The sequence below is a fragment of the Agrococcus sp. HG114 genome, from assembly GCF_024723325.1.
In the GTDB taxonomy this organism is placed as follows: domain Bacteria; phylum Actinomycetota; class Actinomycetes; order Actinomycetales; family Microbacteriaceae; genus Agrococcus.
This window is the reverse complement of sequence record NZ_JANQCH010000038.1, coordinates 1-18,374: the sequence shown is the minus strand read 5'-3', so window position 1 is coordinate 18,374 and position 18,374 is coordinate 1. Positions and strand designations below refer to the sequence as shown.

At 74.4% G+C, this 18,374-nt stretch carries 16 protein-coding genes and 1 pseudogene; 9 read left to right on the top strand and 8 right to left on the bottom strand.

Annotated features, from left to right (window positions below; all coding sequences use genetic code 11):
• Positions 1–667: pseudogene (locus NWP09_RS05865) on the bottom strand (hypothetical protein); the annotation flags it as partial.
• A gap of 157 nt (positions 668–824) precedes the next feature.
• On the opposite strand from NWP09_RS05865, the gene NWP09_RS05860 reads away from it, so the two are divergent.
• Positions 825–1,919 carry a DUF1611 domain-containing protein gene (locus NWP09_RS05860; protein ID WP_258274601.1) on the top strand — a complete coding sequence of 365 codons (1,095 nt, stop codon included), beginning with the start codon at positions 825–827 and terminating at the stop codon, positions 1,917–1,919.
• Positions 1,916–3,646: an ABC transporter ATP-binding protein gene (locus NWP09_RS05855; RefSeq protein ID WP_258274600.1), complete on the top strand. Its 1,731-nt coding sequence runs from the start codon at positions 1,916–1,918 to the stop codon at positions 3,644–3,646. Before NWP09_RS05860 ends, NWP09_RS05855 begins: the two co-directional genes overlap by 4 nt.
• 182 nt (positions 3,647–3,828) lie before the next feature.
• Here the strand turns inward: NWP09_RS05855 and NWP09_RS05850 are convergent, their stop codons facing one another.
• The 3 genes from NWP09_RS05850 to NWP09_RS05840 all read right to left on the bottom strand — a co-directional run bounded on the left by NWP09_RS05850 (position 3,829) and on the right by NWP09_RS05840 (position 6,684).
• A complete protein-coding gene (locus NWP09_RS05850; RefSeq protein WP_258274599.1) occupies positions 3,829–4,977 on the bottom strand; it encodes a heparan-alpha-glucosaminide N-acetyltransferase domain-containing protein in 1,149 nt (382 codons plus the stop codon).
• A 12-nt stretch (positions 4,978–4,989) separates the two neighbouring features.
• Positions 4,990–6,009, bottom strand: coding sequence for a class II fructose-bisphosphatase (gene glpX, locus NWP09_RS05845; protein WP_258274598.1), 1,020 nt, complete (start codon positions 6,007–6,009; stop codon positions 4,990–4,992).
• Positions 6,010–6,081: 72 nt separating this feature from the next.
• Positions 6,082–6,684, bottom strand: a complete 603-nt coding sequence (locus NWP09_RS05840) for a DAK2 domain-containing protein (protein WP_258274597.1) — start codon at positions 6,682–6,684, stop codon at positions 6,082–6,084.
• Between the two features lie 113 nt (positions 6,685–6,797).
• Between NWP09_RS05840 and fbaA the strand changes: the two genes are divergently transcribed.
• A complete protein-coding gene (fbaA, locus tag NWP09_RS05835) occupies positions 6,798–7,823 on the top strand; it encodes a class II fructose-bisphosphate aldolase (protein ID WP_258274596.1) in 1,026 nt (341 codons plus the stop codon).
• Positions 7,824–7,902: 79 nt separating this feature from the next.
• Here fbaA and NWP09_RS05830 read toward each other — a convergent pair whose 3' ends face one another.
• Entirely contained in the window at positions 7,903–8,214 is a 312-nt protein-coding gene (locus tag NWP09_RS05830) for a hypothetical protein (protein WP_258274595.1), read from the bottom strand.
• A 47-nt stretch (positions 8,215–8,261) separates the two neighbouring features.
• On the bottom strand, positions 8,262–9,242 hold the full coding sequence (locus tag NWP09_RS05825; protein ID WP_258274602.1) for a 4-hydroxy-3-methylbut-2-enyl diphosphate reductase: 981 nt from the start codon (positions 9,240–9,242) through the stop codon (positions 8,262–8,264).
• Positions 9,243–9,354: 112 nt separating this feature from the next.
• Here NWP09_RS05825 and xseA point away from each other — a divergent pair, with 112 nt between their 5' ends.
• Positions 9,355–10,578 (top strand): exodeoxyribonuclease VII large subunit, encoded by a 1,224-nt coding sequence (xseA, locus tag NWP09_RS05820; RefSeq protein WP_258274594.1) that lies wholly within the window; start codon positions 9,355–9,357, stop codon positions 10,576–10,578.
• Between the two features lie 76 nt (positions 10,579–10,654).
• Here the strand turns inward: xseA and NWP09_RS05815 are convergent, their stop codons facing one another.
• Together NWP09_RS05815 and argE are read right to left on the bottom strand one after the other, a co-directional pair.
• Entirely contained in the window at positions 10,655–11,926 is a 1,272-nt protein-coding gene (locus NWP09_RS05815; protein ID WP_258274593.1) for an MFS transporter, read from the bottom strand.
• Between the two features lie 23 nt (positions 11,927–11,949).
• Positions 11,950–13,167, bottom strand: a complete 1,218-nt coding sequence (gene argE, locus NWP09_RS05810) for an acetylornithine deacetylase (protein WP_258274592.1) — start codon at positions 13,165–13,167, stop codon at positions 11,950–11,952.
• Between the two features lie 56 nt (positions 13,168–13,223).
• Between argE and NWP09_RS05805 the strand changes: the two genes are divergently transcribed.
• The 5 genes from NWP09_RS05805 to NWP09_RS05785 all read left to right on the top strand — a co-directional run bounded on the left by NWP09_RS05805 (position 13,224) and on the right by NWP09_RS05785 (position 18,239).
• Positions 13,224–13,475, top strand: a complete 252-nt coding sequence (locus NWP09_RS05805) for an exodeoxyribonuclease VII small subunit (RefSeq protein ID WP_258274591.1) — start codon at positions 13,224–13,226, stop codon at positions 13,473–13,475.
• Positions 13,472–14,107, top strand: coding sequence for a DUF4245 domain-containing protein (locus NWP09_RS05800; RefSeq protein ID WP_258274590.1), 636 nt, complete (start codon positions 13,472–13,474; stop codon positions 14,105–14,107). The genes NWP09_RS05805 and NWP09_RS05800 overlap by 4 nt, the downstream gene beginning before the upstream one ends.
• Positions 14,108–14,135: 28 nt before the next feature.
• On the top strand, positions 14,136–15,539 hold the full coding sequence (locus NWP09_RS05795) for a class II fumarate hydratase (RefSeq protein WP_258274589.1): 1,404 nt from the start codon (positions 14,136–14,138) through the stop codon (positions 15,537–15,539).
• Between the two features lie 91 nt (positions 15,540–15,630).
• Positions 15,631–17,742 carry a prolyl oligopeptidase family protein gene (locus NWP09_RS05790; protein ID WP_258274588.1) on the top strand — a complete coding sequence of 704 codons (2,112 nt, stop codon included), beginning with the start codon at positions 15,631–15,633 and terminating at the stop codon, positions 17,740–17,742.
• Positions 17,739–18,239, top strand: a complete 501-nt coding sequence (locus tag NWP09_RS05785; protein WP_258274587.1) for a tetratricopeptide repeat protein — start codon at positions 17,739–17,741, stop codon at positions 18,237–18,239. The genes NWP09_RS05790 and NWP09_RS05785 overlap by 4 nt, the downstream gene beginning before the upstream one ends.
• Positions 18,240–18,374: the final 135 nt, after the last annotated feature.

Genomic DNA, 18,374 nt, shown 5'->3' with positions numbered 1-18,374 from the left:
CCTCGCGCCCGTGGCCGCGGGCGGCGATGAGCCAGCGGCCGACGAGGAGCCCGAGCAGCACCTGCACCGCGAGGGCGACCGCCGCCCGCGGCCCCGCACCGAGCAGCGCGTGCGCGAGCCCGGGATCCCACTCGAGCGGCAGCGCCGCGACGATGCCGTCGGCGGTGGGTGCCCACCAGGCGACCGCGGCGAGCAGCGCGGCGGCGACGCCGATCGCCCACCGCGGCGCCGCGACGAGCGGCGCCGCGAGCAGGATCGCGGCGCCGAGCGGCACGAGCAGCGGATCCTCGACCGCCGGCACCCAGAGCTCCCCCACTGCGGCTCCGACGCCGCCGAGACCCGCGCGCAGCAGGCTCCAGAACCCGGCCGCCTGCTGCAGCAGCACGTCGAGGAGCAGCAGCATCGAGGCGATGATGGCGAGCCACAGGCCCCGGTAGAGCATCGCCTTCACCGCGCCGACGCGGTTCCCGACGGCGAGCCGGCATCGCGCGCGGTGCGCGGCCCCCACGCCCGCGACCAGTGCCGCAAGCGCGACCGGCGGCCCGTCGAGCAGCGCCCGCTCGGCGGCGGATGGCGCTCCGCCGAGCACCGTCGGTCCGGCGACGATGCCGGCGAGCGCGACGAACCACGCGAGGTCGATGCTGGCTGGGCGCGCGCGGCCGGTCACGCCCTCATCATGCACGCGGTCCGCACCCCGGCGGAATGGGGCGACCGCCCTCCGGACGCCCTTCGTGAGGATCGTCTCATCGGACGGCCATGACGGGCTCACCTGGCGCCGCTCGGATGGATCTCGACCGATCCCGCCCGATCCGAGGAGAGAGACCATGCACCCCACCGCCACGATCCTGACCCGCCCCACCGAGGCATCCGCCGCCGATCGCCCGCTCGCGCCGACTGCCCTCACCGGGGTCAAGCGCGCCTACTCCACCCGCCGCGTCGACCTCGGGTGCGCAGCGGCGCTCCGCACGGGCGCCGCGCCGGCGAACGGCGATCTCGTGCTCGCGCGGGTCGGCACGATCGGGCAGCACCAGCGCATCGAGCTGCCCGAGGGACGGCGCGCGCCGCTGCGCGAGGGCGAGGCGATCGTGGTCGCCTACGCCAACCGGTACGCGCCCGATCAGTTCGAGGCCGTCGTGCCGGACGACCTGGGGCCCACGAGCCTCGTCGCGGGCGGCGGGATCGCGGGCCGGGTCGTCGCGCAGCACGCGCGCATGCTGACCGCGACCGAGCTGCTGCCCGTGGGCCTGCTCGTCGACGCGGACGGGCACGTGCTCAACGTCGCCGACGGGGCGCTGCCGCCCGCCCCCGCGGCGGCGCGACCGCCGGTGATCGCCGTGGTTGGGGCATCGATGAACTCCGGGAAGACGACCACCGTCGCGAAGCTCGTGCAGGGCCTCGCGGCCGGCGGCGCGCGCGTGGGCGCCATCAAGGTGACCGGCACCGGCTCAGGCGGGGATGTCTTCTCCTTCCGCGACCACGGGGCCGCCGTCGCCTACGACTTCACCGACTTCGGATGGGCCACCACCGCGGGCGCAGGGGTCGAGGCGGTCGCCGCCGTGCTGCGCCGCGGCGTCGACCGGCTCGCGGCCGACCGCGTCGAGGTCATCGTCGTGGAGGTCGCGGACGGCGTCTTCCAGCGGGAGACGGCCGCGCTCATCGAGCACCCGGCGTTCGCCGACGCCGTCGACGAGGTGCTCTTCGCCGCGACCGACGCGCTCAGCGGGATCGCGGGCGCGGAGTGGCTCGCCGCCCGCGGCCGAGCACCGCTCGCGATCGCCGGGCTCGTCACCGCGTCGCCGCTCGCGATGCGGGAGCTGCGCGGCCAGGTCACGACGCCGGTGTGGGACGTCGCGACGCTCACGGACGCCGCGCACGCGAAGGGCGTGCTCGTCACCGCGCGCGAGCGGCGCGACCGGTGAGCGGGGGCGCCGCCCGCCTGCCGCGGCCGCTCGAGCGGGGCAGGATCGGCTCGTTCGCGCTGCTCGTCGCCGTGGGCGTCGCGCAGGCCGCCGGCGCCATCGGGCTCGCGCTGCTCGTGCAGGCCGCCTTCGACGCGATCGTCCTGGCGTGGGCCTCCCCCGAGCCGGTCGACGACCCGACCTGGCAGCGGCTGCTCGGCATCGTGCTGCTGCTCGGCGCAGCCGTCTCGGTCACGGCCACGTGCCGCGCGCTCGAGCGCGCGGTCGCCGAGCGGCTCGGCCAGCACTACGTGCAGCAGGTGCGCGACCGGCTCTTCCGCCATCTCACCCGCGTGCCGGCCCGCACGCTCGGCCGAAAGGCGAGCGGCGCGCTGCTGCTGCGCTTCGTCGGCGACCTCTCGGCGCTGCGCACGTGGGTGAGCCTCGGCCTGTCACGCCTGCTCGTGAGCGGCGTCGCTGTCGCGCTCGTGCTCGCAGCGCTGAGCGCGATCGCCCCTCGCCTCACGGTCGCGGTCGCGCTCGCGCTGCTCGTCGGCACGCTCGCGACCCTGGCCGTCGGCATGGCGCTCGCCGATGCGTCGCGCGACGCCCGTCGGCGGCGCGCACGGCTCTCCGGCGAGGTCTCGGAGCGGCTGACGAACGTGGGCGTGCTGCAGGCGTCCGGGCAGGAGCTGCGCGAGCGACGGCGGATCCGCCGGAAGGGTGAGGCCGTCGCCGACGCCATGGTGCGGCAGGCACGCGCCTCCGGCACCGCCCGCGGCGTCGCCGAGGCGACCGGCGGCGCCGCGACGATCGCGGTGCTCATCGCGGGCGCGCTCGACGTGCGGCTCGGTGACGCCTCTCCGGCCGCGGTCGTCGGCGCGCTCACGGTGGTCGGCATGCTCGCGACCCACGTGCGCGACCTCGGCCGCGTGGCCGAGTACCACGCGGGCGCGCGAGTCGCGCGCGCCGCCGCGATCCGCTTCCTCGAGCTGCCGCCGCTGCCCGACGCGCCGGAGCTCCCGGACCTGCCGGACGGGCGCGGCCTGCTCGAGCTCAGGGACGTGTCGCTCGAGCCGGGGCTGCGCGGGGTGACGGCCACGGCAGCGCCCGGGCAGACGGTGGCGGTCGTCGGCGGCAACGGCGCCGGGAAGTCGACGCTCGGCGTCGTGGCCGCCCGGCTCGCCGACCCGGACGGCGGAGCGGTCCGCCTCGACGGCGCCGACCTGCGCGACGTGCGGCTGCGGTCGGTGCGCCGGGCGATCGGGGTGGTCGGGCCGGATCTGCCGCTCATGCGCGGCAGCCTCGAGCGGAACGTGCGCTACCGCCATCCCCGGATCGACGAGGCGGAGCTCGAGCGGGTCGCGCGCCTGACCGGCGTCGACGCGCTCGCCGCGTCGCTCGAGCACGGCTGGGCCACCGATGTCGGCGAGGGCGGCCGGCTCCTGTCTGCGGGGCAGCGCACGCGCGCGAGCGTCGCGCGCGCCATGCTCGGCGACCCCCGCATCCTCGTGCTCGACGAGGCGGAGGCGCACCTCGACGCGCGCACCCGCGAGGTGCTGCGCCAGGTCGTGCGCAAGCGGTCCGGCACGACGATCGTCATCACGCACGACGCGGGACTCGTCGCATCCGCCGACGTCGTGTGGCACCTCGCCGACGGGCGGCTGGTCGAGCAGGGGCCGCCGCGGCAGCTGCTCGCCGGCGATGGCCCCACCGCTCGCCTCTTCGCGGGACGCCGAAGCCGCTGAACGGGGGGCGGGACCGTCCCCGTCGCGTCAGCTGGCTGCGAGGCGCGCGAAGCGCGGATCGAGCCGGTCGGAGCCGGGGTCGATGCCCTCCGCCCATGCCGCTCAGTGGTCACCGTGCGCATCGTCGTCATCCCGTCGGCCTCCTCGAGGGTCACGACGTCGCGCTCGTCGGCGATGGATGCTCAGGCCGCCGAGCGCTGCGGCGCGCGGTCGGCGAACCAGCCGACCATGCGCTCGAGCGGGCCCCGGCTGCCGGTCGCGGCCAGCAGCGCACCGATCGCGATCGCGACCGCGACCTGCACCGCCCACGCCAGCCGCGCATCCATCGCCGCCGTGCCGGGCAGCGACACGAGGAGCGCGACGAGCACCACGTGCACGACGTAGATCGTGAGCGGCGCGGCGCCGGCCGCCCGCAGGGGCTCGATCGCGCGCAGGGCGCGGCGCGGGAGCGCGGCGCTGAGCAGGCCGAGCGCCCCGATCACGAGCAGCGCGATGCCGACCGTGCGCGCCATGTCGGTCGGCGTGCCGGTGTGCGGCGCGGCGACGAGCTGCCACGCGGCGTCGGTCCCCGGTGCGGCGCCGTAGCCGTTCGCGAGGATCGTGTCGCGCGCCGAGTCGAGCGGGGCGTCGAGCACGCGCTCCGCCACGAGCCGGACGCCGATCTCGCTCGTCGCGACCGCTGCGGCGAGGAGCGCCGCGCCCACGAGGGCGATGAGCACGAGCGCGCGCCGCTCCGTGCCCGCGGCGCGCGCCGCGAGGAGCGCTCGGGCGACGAGCATCCCCACCAGCAGGTACGCGAGCCAGGTCACGACCGGGTAGACGCCGGTCAGCACCACGCCGAGCGCCGCCTCGAGCACCCCGTCGTCGGCACTGCCGAAGCGCTCCCGCGCGATCGCGACGACGCTGCCGCCGACCGCCCAGAGCACGGCCAGGGCGAGGCCGAGCGACCAGGACGGCAGCAGCAGCATGGCGCCGGAGATCGCGATCGCGACCCCGAACGGCACGAGCACCACGAACACCGCCGACGCGAGCGGCGCGACCACGATGCCGAGCATCGCCACGACGGCGCCGCGCACGAGCGTCGACGCGACCGCACCGCGACGATCGCCTGCCGCGAGCCGCTGCCGCGCCGCGAGCACGACGCTCACGCCGCCGAGCACCGCGAACAGCGTCGACGGCGGCCCGTCGACGAGCGCGACCACGGCGTCGGGCGGAGCCGGCTCGGCGAGCAGCATCGTGTGCGCCGCCATCATCCCGACGACGGCGACGAGCCGCGCGAGGTCGATGCCGACGAGTCGCGCTGCGGGGCTCACGATCGCGCGCCCCTCCACGAGGTCAGCCGATCAGGCCTGCGTCTCGAGCCACTTGTCGCTGCGGTGATCGGCGATCACGCGGCGGATGGTGCCGGTCTTCGAGCGCAGCACGATCGACTCGGTGCGGATGAGCGGCCCGTTGCGGCGCACGCCGTCGAGCAGCTGCCCGTCGGTCACGCCCGTCGCGACGAAGTAGGTGTTGTCGCTCGCGACGAGGTCGTCGAGCCCGAGGATCCGCTCGAGGTCGTGGCCCGCGGCGACGACCTTGCGGTGCTCCTCGTCGCTCTGCGGCGCGAGCCGGCCCTGCATGAACCCGCCGAGCGCCTTGATGGCGCACGCCGTGATGACGCCCTCGGGCGTGCCGCCCGCGCCGACGCACAGGTCGATGCGCGTCTCGGGCCGCGCGGCGTTGATGCCCCCGGCCACGTCGCCGTCGCGCATGAGGCGCGTGCCCGCGCCCGCGGAGCGGATCTCGTCGATGAGCTCCGCGTGGCGCGGCCGGTCGAGGATCGCGACGACCATCTCTCCGACGTCCTTGCCCTTCGCGCGCGCGAGCTCGCGGATGTTGTCGCCGATCGACTGCTCGAGCGAGATGACGCCGTGCGCCTCGGCACCGGCGACGAGCTTGTCCATGTAGAACGCGTCGACCGGGTCGTACATCGTGCCGCGGTCGGCGACCGCGATGACGCTGAGCGCGTTCTGCCGGCCCGCCGCGGTGAGCGAGGTGCCGTCGATCGGGTCGACGGCGATGTCGCACGAGGGGCCGCGGCCGTTGCCGACGTGCTCGCCGTTGAAGAGCATCGGCGCCTCGTCCTTCTCGCCCTCGCCGATCACGACGACGCCGTCGAACGCGACGGTCGCGAGGAACGTGCGCATCGCGTTGACGGCCGCGCCGTCGGCGCCGTTCTTGTCGCCGCGCCCGATCCACGGCACGGCCCGGATCGCTGCGGCCTCCGTGGCTCGCACGAGCTCCATCGCCAGGTTGCGGTCGGGGTGCTCGAAGACCGGTGCCGTCATCGAATCGGGGCTGTGCGCCACGGTGTCCTCCATCGGTTCGCCTGCCCTCGAGCCTAGTGAGGCGGATGGGTGGGGCCGGTCATGCGAGCGCGGCGCGGCCGCCCGTCACGCGTCGGCGCCGCCGAGGTCGGCCATCGTGTCGGCCACCGCCTGGAGGATGACCGCGGACGACGTCGCACCGGGATCGGGGAACCCGAGGTCCGCCGTCGAGGCGTCGAACCGGTCCTCGATCGCGGCGGTCTCGAGCGCCGCCTCCTCGGCGACGCCGGCGGCGTGCGCGGCGGCGTCGGCGACGCTCTCGCCCCGGGCGAGCAGCGCGCGGGCGTCGGTGAGCGCGGGCGTGAGCGTGTCGACGATCGACTTGTCGCCCACTCGCGCGTCGGTCGACGATTCGAGCACCTCGAGCGCGGCGTCGAGGATCGCGACCGGGCCGCTGCGCTCCTTCGTGGCGACGGCGGCGAGCATCCGGCCCCATAGCGGGTTGGCGAACCCCTGGCCCCTCCCCCATGCCTCCGCGGCATCGGCGAGCGCGCGCCCCGCAGGGGCCGCGAGGGCGGCGTCGCGCGCGGCCGTGGCCCCGGCGAGCACGTGCTCGCCGTGGTTGCCGTCGCTCGCGACCGCGTCGAGCCGGTCGAGCTCCTCGCGCGCCTCCGCGAGCGCCTCGACGATCCGTTCGAGCGCGACGCGGACGATGGAGTCGTGCGGCATGCTGGCCCTCCTCGCTTCCCCGGGAAGCCCCGGATGCCTGAAGCCTAGACTGGTGCCACCGAGCGCGGCGCGTGCACCCGGCAGCCGCGTGCATTCGAGTCAGGAGCCGCATCATGCCCGTCGCCACCACCGAGCAGTTCGCCGAGATGCTGGACAAGGCCAAGTCGAACGCGTTCGCCTATCCGGCCATCAACGTCTCGTCGTCGTCGACGATCAACGCGGTGCTCCAGGGCCTCGCCGAGGCGGGCTCGGACGGCATCATCCAGGTCACCACGGGCGGCGCCGACTACTTCGCGGGCCAGAGCGTCAAGAACCGCGCCGGCGGCGCGATCGCCTTCGCCCGGTTCGTCACGGAGGTCGCGAAGGCGTACCCGATCACGGTCGCCCTCCACACGGACCACTGCCCGAAGGACGCGCTCGACGGCTTCGTCATGCCGCTGCTCGAGGCGAGCGAGGAGGAGGTGCGCGCGGGTCGCGCCCCGCTGTTCCAGTCCCACATGTGGGACGGGTCGGCCGTGCCGCTCGAGGAGAACCTCGAGATCGCCAAGCAGCTGCTGCCCCGCACGCGCGCGCTCGGCCAGGTGCTCGAGGTCGAGATCGGCGTCGTCGGCGGCGAGGAGGACGGCGTCGCCCATGAGATCAACGACAAGCTCTACACGACGCTCGACGACGCGATCGCGACGGTCGAGGCGCTCGGGCTCGGCGATCAGGGCCGCTACATGGCGGCGCTCACGTTCGGGAACGTGCACGGCGTCTACAAGCCGGGCAACGTGAAGCTGCGCCCGGAGCTGCTCGGCCAGATCCAGCAGGGCATCGCCGAGAAGTACGGCACCGGCGAGAAGCCGCTCGACCTCGTCTTCCACGGCGGCTCGGGCTCCTCCGACGAGGAGATCGCCGAGGCGGTGCGCAACGGCGTCGTGAAGATGAACATCGACACCGACACCCAGTACGCGTACACGCGCTCGGTCGCGGGCAGCATGTTCGCGAACTACGACGGCGTGCTCAAGGTCGACGGCGAGGTCGGCAACAAGAAGGTCTACGACCCCCGCTCGTGGGGCAAGGCCGCGGAGTCGGCGATGGCGAAGCGCGTCGTCGAGGCGACGCAGCAGCTCGGCTCGGCCGGCTGGTCCGGCAAGTAGCCGCGAGCACGAGGGGCCCCGCCGATCGGCGGGGCCCCTCTGCGCGCGTCCGTCAGGGCGCGGTGCTCGTACGAGCGCGCTACTCCCAGTCGCTCGCGTCGATGATGCTGTCGGTGCCCTCGGGGAGCACCGTGTCGTCGACGCCGTTGTCGTCGGTGTCGATGCCGGCCTGCGAGCCGCCGTGCTCGTCGGGGATGTCGGCGGGGTCGTCGCCCTCCCACTCCTCGTCGCGCGCCTCGGCGCCCTCGGGGGCGTCGTCGTCGTCGATCTCGTCGAGCTCGTCCGTGGCGAGCACGCGGTCGTCGTCGACGGCGTCGCCCATCGACTCGTCGAAGTCCTCGCCGTCAGCCATCTGCTCGGCCCACTGGTCGTCCTGCTGCACGTCTGCCATGCGGCGAGCGTATCCGCGGAATCTGGGATTCCGCCAGCGATCGGGCGTCAGCCGCGACGGCTCGGGCGCAGCTCCTTCGGGAGCGAGAAGATGAGGTCCTCCTCGGCCGTGCGCACCTCGGTGATGTCGCCGAACCCGGCGTCCTCGAGCTCGAGCAGCACCTCGCGCACGAGGCCCTCGGGCACGCTCGCGCCGCTCGTGACGCCCACCGTGCGGACGCCCTCGAGCCACTCCTGCTGGATCTCGGTCGAGAAGTCGACGCGGTGCGCGGCCTTCGCCCCGTGCTCGAGCGCGACCTCGACGAGCCGCACGGAGTTGGAGGAGTTCGCGCTGCCCACCACGATCACGAGGTCGGTCTCGGGCGCGATCTTCTTCACCGCGACCTGCCGGTTCTGCGTCGCGTAGCAGATGTCGTCGCTCGGCGGGTCCTGCAGGTTCGGGAACCGGGCGCGGAGCCGCCGCACCGTCTCCATCGTCTCGTCGACGGAGAGGGTCGTCTGGCTGAGCCACACGAGCTTGTCGGGGTTCCGCACCTGCACGGTGTCGGCCTCGTCGGGGTTGTTGACGATCGTCACGCGGTCGGGTGCGTGGCCCGCGGTGCCCTCGACCTCCTCGTGGCCCTCGTGGCCGACGAGCAGGATCTCGAAGTCGTCGCGGGAGAAGCGGACCGCCTCGCGGTGCACCTTCGTCACGAGCGGGCACGTCGCGTCGATCGCCGACAGCCCCCGGTCGGCCGCGGCCTGCACGACGGCCGGGCTCACGCCGTGCGCGCTGAAGATGACGCGCGCCCCCTCGGGCACCGCATCCACCTCGTCGACGAAGATCGCGCCCTCGGCCTCGAGCGACGAGACGACGTGCTTGTTGTGCACGATCTCCTTGCGCACGTAGACCGGCTCGTCGTACTGCTCGAGCGCCTTCTCGACCGCGAGCACCGCGCGGTCGACGCCGGCGCAGTAGCCGCGCGGCGTCGCGAGCAGGATGCGCTTGGGCCCGTCGGCCGGGACCGGCTGCAGACGGCCCCGCCGCACCGCGGGACGCGGGGCGTCGAGGGGCACGCGGCCGTTCGTGATGGTCACCCGCCCAGTCTACGATGCCGACCTATGGGCTCCCCCGGCCGGGAGGGCCCGCGAGAGGAGCGCGATGGCCGAGCGGATCACGGGCACCCCGGACGAGCCGTGGAGCGTCGACCGCCTCGGCGCCGAGCTCAAGGGCTACATCGGCCGCCTCGGGCACCTGTGGGTCGAGGGCGAGATCACCCAGTGGTCGGCCTCGCGCGGCAACGTCTTCGGCAAGCTCAAGGACGTCTCGGGCGACTCGACGGTCGCCTTCAACGTGTGGAGCTCGACGCTCGCGCGCATCGAGGGCGAGTTCGGGCAGGGCGACCGGGTCGTGCTGCTCGTGAAGCCCGACTACTGGCCGCGCGCGGGCACGCTGTCGATGATCACGCAGCAGATCCGCCACGTGGGCCTCGGCGACCTGCTCGCGCGGCTCGAGGCGCTGCGGCGCGCGCTCGCCGCGGAGGGCCTGTTCGACGCCTCCCGCAAGCGCGCCCTCCCGTTCCTGCCGGGCGTGATCGGCCTCATCACCGGGCGCGACTCCGACGCCGAGAAGGACGTGCTGCGCAACGCCCAGCTGCGCTGGCCGGGCGTGCGCTTCCGCGTCGAGCACGCGGCGGTGCAGGGCGACCAGACGGTGCCGACGGTGCTCGCCGCGCTCGAGCGGCTCGAGGCCGACCCCGAGGTCGACGTGATCGTCATCGCGCGCGGCGGCGGCGACTTCCAGAACCTGCTCGGCTTCAGCGACGAGCGGCTCGTGCGCGCCGTCGCGGCCGCGACGACCCCCGTCGTGTCGGCGATCGGCCACGAGAACGACCGGCCGCTGCTCGACGACGTCGCCGACCTGCGCGCATCCACGCCGACGGATGCGGCGAAGCGGGTCGTGCCGGACGTCGCGGAGGAGCTCGCCCGCATCGCGCAGGCGCGCGCGCAGCTGCGGCAGCGCGTGACGCAGCTCGTCGCGCGCGAGGCCGAGCGGCTCGAGGGCGTGCGGTCCCGGCCCGCGCTCGCGCGGCCGGAGACGCTCATCGACGTGCGCGCCGAGGACCTCGCGCGGCTCACCGCGCGCGCCGACGAGCTCGCGGGCCGGGTGGTCGAGGTGGCCGGGCAGCGGCTCGACCACCTGCGGCAGACGCTGCGCGCGCTCAGCCCGCAGGCGACGCTCGACCGCGGCTACGCGGTGGTCCAGACCGCGGCGGGCTCGGTCGCGCGCGACGCGGCGACCGTCGCGGCCGGCGACGCCCTGCTCGTCACGCTCGCGAGCGGCACCCTCGACGCGCAGGTGACCGCGGCGCATCCGGAGCTCTGAGCCCGCGCCGCCCGAGCGGCGCACCTGAGGGCGCGGACCGCCGGCCCCGGCGCGATGCCGGAGCCGGCGGGCGGGCTCAGCGCTGCGCGTAGCGGGTGCGCACGAAGTACAACCCGACGAGCGAGATGACCGCGATCGCCATGTAGTACAGGCTCGGCGCGTTGAGGGAGCCCGTGATGTTGAGGAGCCACGTGAGCACGAGCGGCGCGATGCCGCCGAGCACCGTGACGCCGACGTTGTAGGTCACCGAGAGCCCCGTGCCGCGCACGTCGGCCGGGAACATCGACGAGAGCAGCCCCGGCAGGGGCGCGAAGTAGAAGACCATCACGACGCCGAGCAGCGCGATCGCGACGACGAGCGCGGCGACGCTGCGCAGCGTGACGATGAGCTGGAACACCGGCCACGCGAGCACGAGCGCCGCGATCGCCGCCCACGTCATGATGCGCGCGGGGCCCACCCGGTCGGCGAGCCGGCCGACGTACGGGGAGCCGACGATCGTGATGAGGCCCGAGACGATGCCGCCGAGGTACGCGGCGGTCGGGGGGATGTCGAGGTTCGCGACCGCGAAGGTCGGCATGTAGAGGATCATGTAGACCGAGATCGTGGCGACGCCGATCACCGCGGAGCCGGCGAGCAGGCGGCCGGCGTGCTCGCGGAAGACCGCCGCGAGGGGCGACTTGCGGCGCTCGGTCGAGCCGAGCTCCTCGGGCTCGGCGAGCCGCGCCCGGATGTACAGGCCCACGGGGCCGATGAGCAGGCCGACGAAGAACGGCACGCGCCAGCCCCAGTCGTAGAGGTCCTGCTCCGAGAGCCACGTGTTGAGGCCGAAGCCGAACGCCGAGGCGAGCAGCATCGACACGCCCTGCGCGCCGACCTGCCACGAGGCGTAGAACATCTTGCGGTGCGGGGCGGTCTCGATGAGGAAGGTCGTCGCGGTGCCGAACTCGCCGCCCGCGGAGAAGCCCTGGATGAGCCGGGAGAGCAGGATGATCACGCCGCCCCAGATCCCGACCATCGCGTACGTCGGCGCGACCGCCATGAGCAGCGTGCCGACCATCATGAGCAGCAGGGTGAGGGTGAGCGCGCTCTTGCGGCTCGTGCGGTCGGCGTAGCTGCCGAGGATCATGCCGCCGAGGGGGCGGATGAGGTAGGTCGTGGCGAACGTCGCGAACGTGTAGATGAGGCCGTACTCGCCGGCGTCGGGGAAGAAGTTCTCGGTGATGACGACCGCGAACGAGGCGTAGACGATGATGTCGAACCACTCGAGGGCGGCGCCGATCGAGCTGGAGATCACCGCCTTCCTCGCGGCGGCGAGCCGCTCCGGGGTTGCCTGGACGGTGGCGGTCATGCGATGTCTCCTCGCGGGTCGGGTCAGGCGTCGACGCTGAGGTCGGCGATGAGTCGGTCGACGAGCGCCTCGCAGCGCGCGATCTGCTCGAGCTCGATGAACTCGTCGGGGGCGTGCGCCTGCGCGATGTCGCCCGGGCCGCACACGACGGTGGGGATGCCGGCGTTCGCGAAGAGGCCGGCCTCGGTGCCGTACGTCACCTTGTCGTCGCTCGGCTCGCCGCCCCACGCGGCCGCGAGCGCGACGATGTCGGCATCGGCGGGCGTGTCGACGCCGGGCGCCGCCGCGGTCGTCGTGAGCGTCACGCTCGCGCCGGGGTGGCGCTCGCGCATGCCCGCCTCGATGCGGCGGCACTCGGCGCGGAAGCGCTCGACGAGCGCCTCGTGGTCGACGGTCGTGAGCGCGCGGAACTCGAAGTGGACGGTGCACTCCGCGGGGATCGTGTTGATCGCGATGCCGCCGTCGATGCGGTTGACGCTCACGGTCGTGAACGGCACGACGTAGCCGTCGTCGAACGGCCCCTGCTCGCGCAGCTCGTCGGCGACGCCCTGCACGAAGCGCACGAGCTCGGCCGCGGCGACGATCGCGTTCTCGCCCTGCGGCGTGAGGGAGGAGTGCGCCGCGAGGCCGCGCACGTCGACGCGGAACACGTTCATCGACTTGTGGCCGCGCACGATCCGCATGCTCGTCGGCTCCCCGACGACGCAGCCGCGCGGCGCGAGCCCTCGCCGCACGATCTCGTCGACGAGTCCGATCGCGCCGACGCAGCCGACCTCCTCGTCGTACGAGAGGGCGAGGTGGATGGGCTCGGCGAGCCGGGCGGTCGCCATCGCGGGCGCCTTCGCGAGCAGCACGCCCAGGAACGACTTCATGTCGGCCGCGCCGCGCGCGTAGAGGCGGCCGTCGCGGACCTCGGGCTCGAACGGCGCGCTGCTCCACACCTGACCGTCGACCGGGACGACGTCGGTGTGCGCCGAGAGCACGATGCCGCCGGTGACCGTCCCGTCGGCGGCGGGGATCGTCGCGAGCAGGTTCGCCTTGTCGCCCTCGGGGCTCGGCACGAGCGCCGCGTCGACGCCCACCGCGGCGAGGCGCGCGACCGCGTGCTCGACGAGCGGCAGGTTGGAGTCGCGGCTCGTGGTGTCGAAGCGCAGGAGCGCGGCGATCTCGGCCATGGTTGCTTCGGAGGGTGCGGTGGGCATGCCTGCGTGCGGCTCCTCGATGTCGGGGGAAGCGTCCATCCTCCCACGCTCCCGATGCCCCGAGCCCGTGGGCGGTGCGGCGGTAGACTGCCCCGGTGACCACCACCCCCGCGGGCGACGCCGTCGCCGAGCTGTCGTACGAGCAGGCGCGCGACGAGCTCGTGCGCGTCGTGCAGGCGCTCGAGTCGGGCGGAGCGTCGCTCGAGGAGTCCCTCGCGCTCTGGGAGCGCGGCAACGCGCTCGCAGACCGCTGCGAGGAGTGGCTCCAGGGTGCGAAGGCGAGGCTCGACGCGGCGCGCTCGAGCGCGGCGCCCGCCGGCACCTCGGAGGGGGCCGCTCCGGCATGAGCCCCAAGCAGCCCAGGGTCGTCGCCGAGCTCGGGCGCCCCGAGACGCCTGAGGAGACCGCCGCGCGCAAGGCCGCAGCGTCGCGCCGCCACCGCGAGAACCAGACGTTCACGAACCTGATCGTCGCGGTCGTCGCGAGCCTCGGCGTCGTGCTCGTGATGGTGCTCGTCGTGCTCCGGCCCGACGTGCAGCCGCGCGAGCCCGTCGACGTCGCCGCGGCCGCGGCTGCCGCGCAGGGCACGGTCGACGAGCCGCTCCTCGCGCCGGCGCTCCCCGAGGGCTTCGCCGCGAACGCCGCCGAGCTGCGCACGGGCGCCGACGGGATCGTCACCTGGTACGCCGGCTACGTGACGCCCGACCAGCAGTTCGTCTCGTTCACGCAGGCGATCGACGCGAACCCGACGTGGCTCGTGCAGGCGATCGACTCCGCGCCGCAGACGGGCGAGCGCGTCGTCGGGGGCCGCACGTGGACAGAGCACGATCAGCGGGACGCCGAGGACCCGGGCAACTTCGCCTACGTCCTCACGACCGAGCACGGCGCATCCACCGTCGTCATCGCCGGCACCGCCGCCGACGACGAGATCCAGACCTTCGCCGAGGCCGTGAGCGCCGAGCTCTCGGCCGGCGAGTGACGCACCCAACCGAGGAGGGCACGAAGCAGTGAACGACGTCGAGTACCGGATCGAGCACGACACGATGGGCGAGGTGCGGGTGCCGAAGCACGCGCTCTACGCCGCGCAGACCCAGCGGGCGGTCGAGAACTTCCCCATCTCGGGCACGGGCCTCGAGCCCGCGCAGATCGTCGCGCTCGCCCGCATCAAGCGCGCCGCCGCGATCGCGAACCGCGAGCTCGGGATCCTCGAGGCCGACGTCGCCGACGCGATCGTCGCCGCGGCCGACGAGGTCATCGGGGGCGCGCACCACGACCAGTTCCCCGTGGACACGTACCAGACGGGCTCCGGCACCTCGTCGAACATGAACATGAACGAGGTGCTCGCGACGCTCGCGACGAAGCACCGCGGCGCGAGCGTGCACCCGAACGACCACGTGAACGCGTCGCAGTCGTCGAACGACGTCTTCCCCACCTCGGTGCACATCGCCGTCACGGGCGCGCTCATCGAGCAGGCGATCCCCGCGCTCGAGCACCTCGCCGGCGCGCTCGAGGAGAAGGCGGCGCTCTGGGCCGACGCCGTCAAGCCCGGCCGCACCCACCTCATGGACGCGACGCCCGTGACGCTCGGCCAGGAGTTCGGCGGGTACGCCGCCCAGATCCGCTACGGCATCGAGCGCATCCAGGCCGCGCTCCCCCGCGTCGCCGAAGTGCCGCAGGGCGGCACGGCCGTCGGCACCGGCATCAACACCCCGCTCGGCTTCCCCGAGAAGGTCATCGCCGAGATCGCCGCGTCGAGCGGCCTGCCGATCACCGAGGCGCGCAACCACTTCGAGGCGCAGGCGAACCGCGACGCGCTCGTCGAGGCATCCGGGGCCCTGCGCACGATCGCCGTGTCGCTCACGAAGATCAACAACGACTTGCGCTGGATGGGCTCGGGCCCGAACACGGGGCTCGGCGAGATCGCGATCCCCGACCTGCAGCCGGGCTCGTCGATCATGCCCGGCAAGGTCAACCCGGTCGTGCCCGAGGCCGTGCTCATGGTCGCCTCGCGCGTCATCGGCAACGACGCGACGGTCGCCTGGGCGGGCGCGTCGGGCTCGTTCGAGCTCAACGTGCAGATCCCCGTCATGGGCACGGCGCTGCTCGAGTCGATCCGCCTGCTCTCGAACGCGTCGCGCGTGCTCGCCGACAAGACGATCGCGGGCCTCGAGGCGAACGTCGAGCGGGCCGCGGCGCTCGCGGGCATGAGCCCGTCGATCGTCACGCCGCTCAACCGGCTCATCGGCTACGAGGCCGCCGCGAAGATCGCGAAGCACTCGGTCAAGCAGGGCATCACGGTGCGCGAGGCCGTCATCGACCTCGGCTACCTCGAGCGCGGCGAGCTCACCGAGGGCGACCTCGACAAGGCGCTCGACCTGCTGTCGATGACGCACCCGGGCGTCGCGAAGTAGCAGTCGCGTCGCGACGCGACTGAGGGGGGCATCCGCTGCGGCGGGTGCCCCCCTCGCGTGCTGTCCCTGGCGTGCGACGTAGGGTGGGCGGATGCGCTACCCCGAGGTGAGAAGAGACGGCACGGTCGAGACGCTGCACGGGGAGGAGATCGCCGACCCGTACCGCTGGCTGGAGGACGGCGAATCGACGGAGGTGCGCGCGTTCATCGAGGCGCAGAACGCGTTCGCCGAGCCGATCCTCGCGGCGCTCCCGGCGCGGGACGCGTTCCGCGACCGCGTGACCGCGCTGCTCGAGGCGCCGACGCGCGGCTGCCCGTGGGAGCGCGGCGGCCGCGTGTTCGCGTGGCACTCCGACGGCGAGAACCAGCCGGTGCTCGTGACCGCCGACTCGGCCGACGGCCTGGAGGACGGCCGCGTCCTGCTCGACCCCAACGCGCTCTCGGCCGACGGCACCGTCGCGGTGAACGTCGCGAGCGTCTCCCCCGACGGGGCGCTGCTCGCCTACGGCGTCTCCGACGGCGGCTCCGACTGGCGCACCATCCGCATCCGCGACGTCGCGACCGGCGACGACCTCGCCGACGAGATCCCGTGGACCAAGTGGAACGCGCCGGTCTGGCTGCCCGGCGGCCGCGCGTTCAGCTACTGGGCGTACGACGCCCCCGCGGGCGACGCGCTCACCGACGAGATGGGCGCCGGCCGCCTCATGCGGCACGAGATCGGCGCCCCGGTCGCCGACGACGCGGTGCTCTTCGCCCGGCCCGACGAGCCGCGCCTGTTCGCGCGCCACTGGCCGCGCGACGACGAGTGGTTCGTGCTCTCGACCGACACCGGCTCGTCGAGCGGCAACGACCTCGCCGTGCGGCGGCACGACGAAGCGGCGGATGCGCTGCGGCAGCTGGTCACGGGCCACGAGCACGAGTGGAACGCGGTGGGCATCCACGACGGCGTCCTCTACGCCGTGACCGACGCCGGCGCGCCGCGCTACCGGCTCGCCGTGTTCGACCTCGCGACCGGCGAGGAGGCGACCGCGGTGCCCGAGCACGCCGAGGACGTGCTGCTCGACGCTTCGCTCACGGCGAGCGGCCTCGTGCTCGAGTACTCGCACGACGCGAGCCACCGCATGCAGCTCGCGGGCTTCGACGGCACCCTCGGCGACGCCGTGCCGCTCGGCGACGGCGTCTCCCTCACCGGCTCCCACGCGAGCGCCACGAGCGCCACCGTCTTCGTCTCGACCTCGAGCTTCGTCGACCGCGGTACGCGGTACGTCGTCGAGGTCGACGGCGGCCGGCTCGTCGCGCACCGCACGCTCCCGACCCCGGGGCCGGAGGCGCCCCGGGCGGTGACCGAGCGCATCCGCACCGCCTCGAGCGACGGCGAGCAGGTGCCGGCGTTCCTCGTGCGGCCCGAGGGCGACGCGGGCGACGCGCCGCGCCCGACGCTCATCTGGGCGTACGGCGGCTTCAACATCCCGATGAACCCCGGCTTCCGCGCGGTGCTCGCCGCGTGGGTCGAGGCGGGGGGCGTGCTCGTGGTGCCGAACCTGCGCGGCGGCGGCGAGTTCGGCTCGGCATGGCACAAGGCCGGCACGAAGGAGCGCAAGCAGCAGGTCTTCGACGACCTGTACGCGATCGCCGACCACCTGATCGCGACCGGCGTGACGACGCGCGAGCAGCTCGCGCTGCACGGGCGCTCGAACGGCGGCCTGCTCGCGGGCGCCGCCCTCACCCAGCGGCCCGAGCTGTGGGCCGCGGTGCTGCCGGGCGTCGGCGTGCTCGACATGCTGCGCTACCACCGGTTCACGATCGGCTGGGCGTGGGCGAGCGACTACGGCGACCCCGACGACGCCGACGCGCACGGGTACCTCCGCGCCTACTCGCCGCTCCACAACGTGCGCGACGACGTCGCCTACCCGCCGACGCTCATCACGACCGGCGACCACGACGACCGCGTCGTGCCCGCGCACTCCTTCAAGTTCGCCGCCGAGCTGCAGCGCGCGCAGCAGGCGGCCGCGGCGGCGGGGCACGGCGCGGATGCGCCGGTGCTGCTCTCGGTCGACACGCGCGCCGGGCACGGCATGGGCAAGCCGAAGGACGCCGCGGCGCTCGAGTTCGCCGACCAGCTGGCCTTCGCGGCGCACCACACGGGGCTCGCCGTGCCGAGCACGGCGGAGTCGGACACCGCGCTGGCAGGGCGGTCCCGGTGACCGACGAGCGGGAGCTCGCCGCGTGGGGCGCGGCGGTCGCCGACCTCTGGGAGCGCTTCGACGAGACGCCCGCCGATGCGGCGATCGACGCGATGCGCGCGCTCGCCGCCGCGTACCCCGGCGACGACGGCCGCGCCGCGTTCGAGCTCGCCGGCATCCTCGACGCCCACGGGCGCGAGGTCGAGGCGGAGCGCGAGTACGAGCGCGCGCTCGAGCTCGGGCTCGAGCCGGCCCACCACGCGCAGCTCGCCGTGCAGTACGGCTCGACGCTGCGGAACACGGGCCGCGTCGACGACGCGATCGCGGTGCTCGAGGCCGCGCCGACGCATCCGTCGACGGGCGCGGCGCCCCGCGCCTTGCTCGCGCTCGCGCTGCACAGCGCCGGGCGCCACGAGGAGGCGCTGCGGGTCGCGCTCGAGGCGCTCGCGCCGACGCTCCCCCGCTACCGCCGCTCGGTGCTCGCCTACGCGGCCGAGCTCGCGCATCCGCCCGCCTGACGCCGCTGCCGGTCGCGGCCGCTCAGGCCGTGAGGGCGGCGGCGATGTCGCGGTGCAGCTCGAGCAGCGGCACGGTCCGCTCCGCCGGGCCGCGACCGAAGCCGCACTCGGTGGCGATGCCGAACGGCGCGCGCC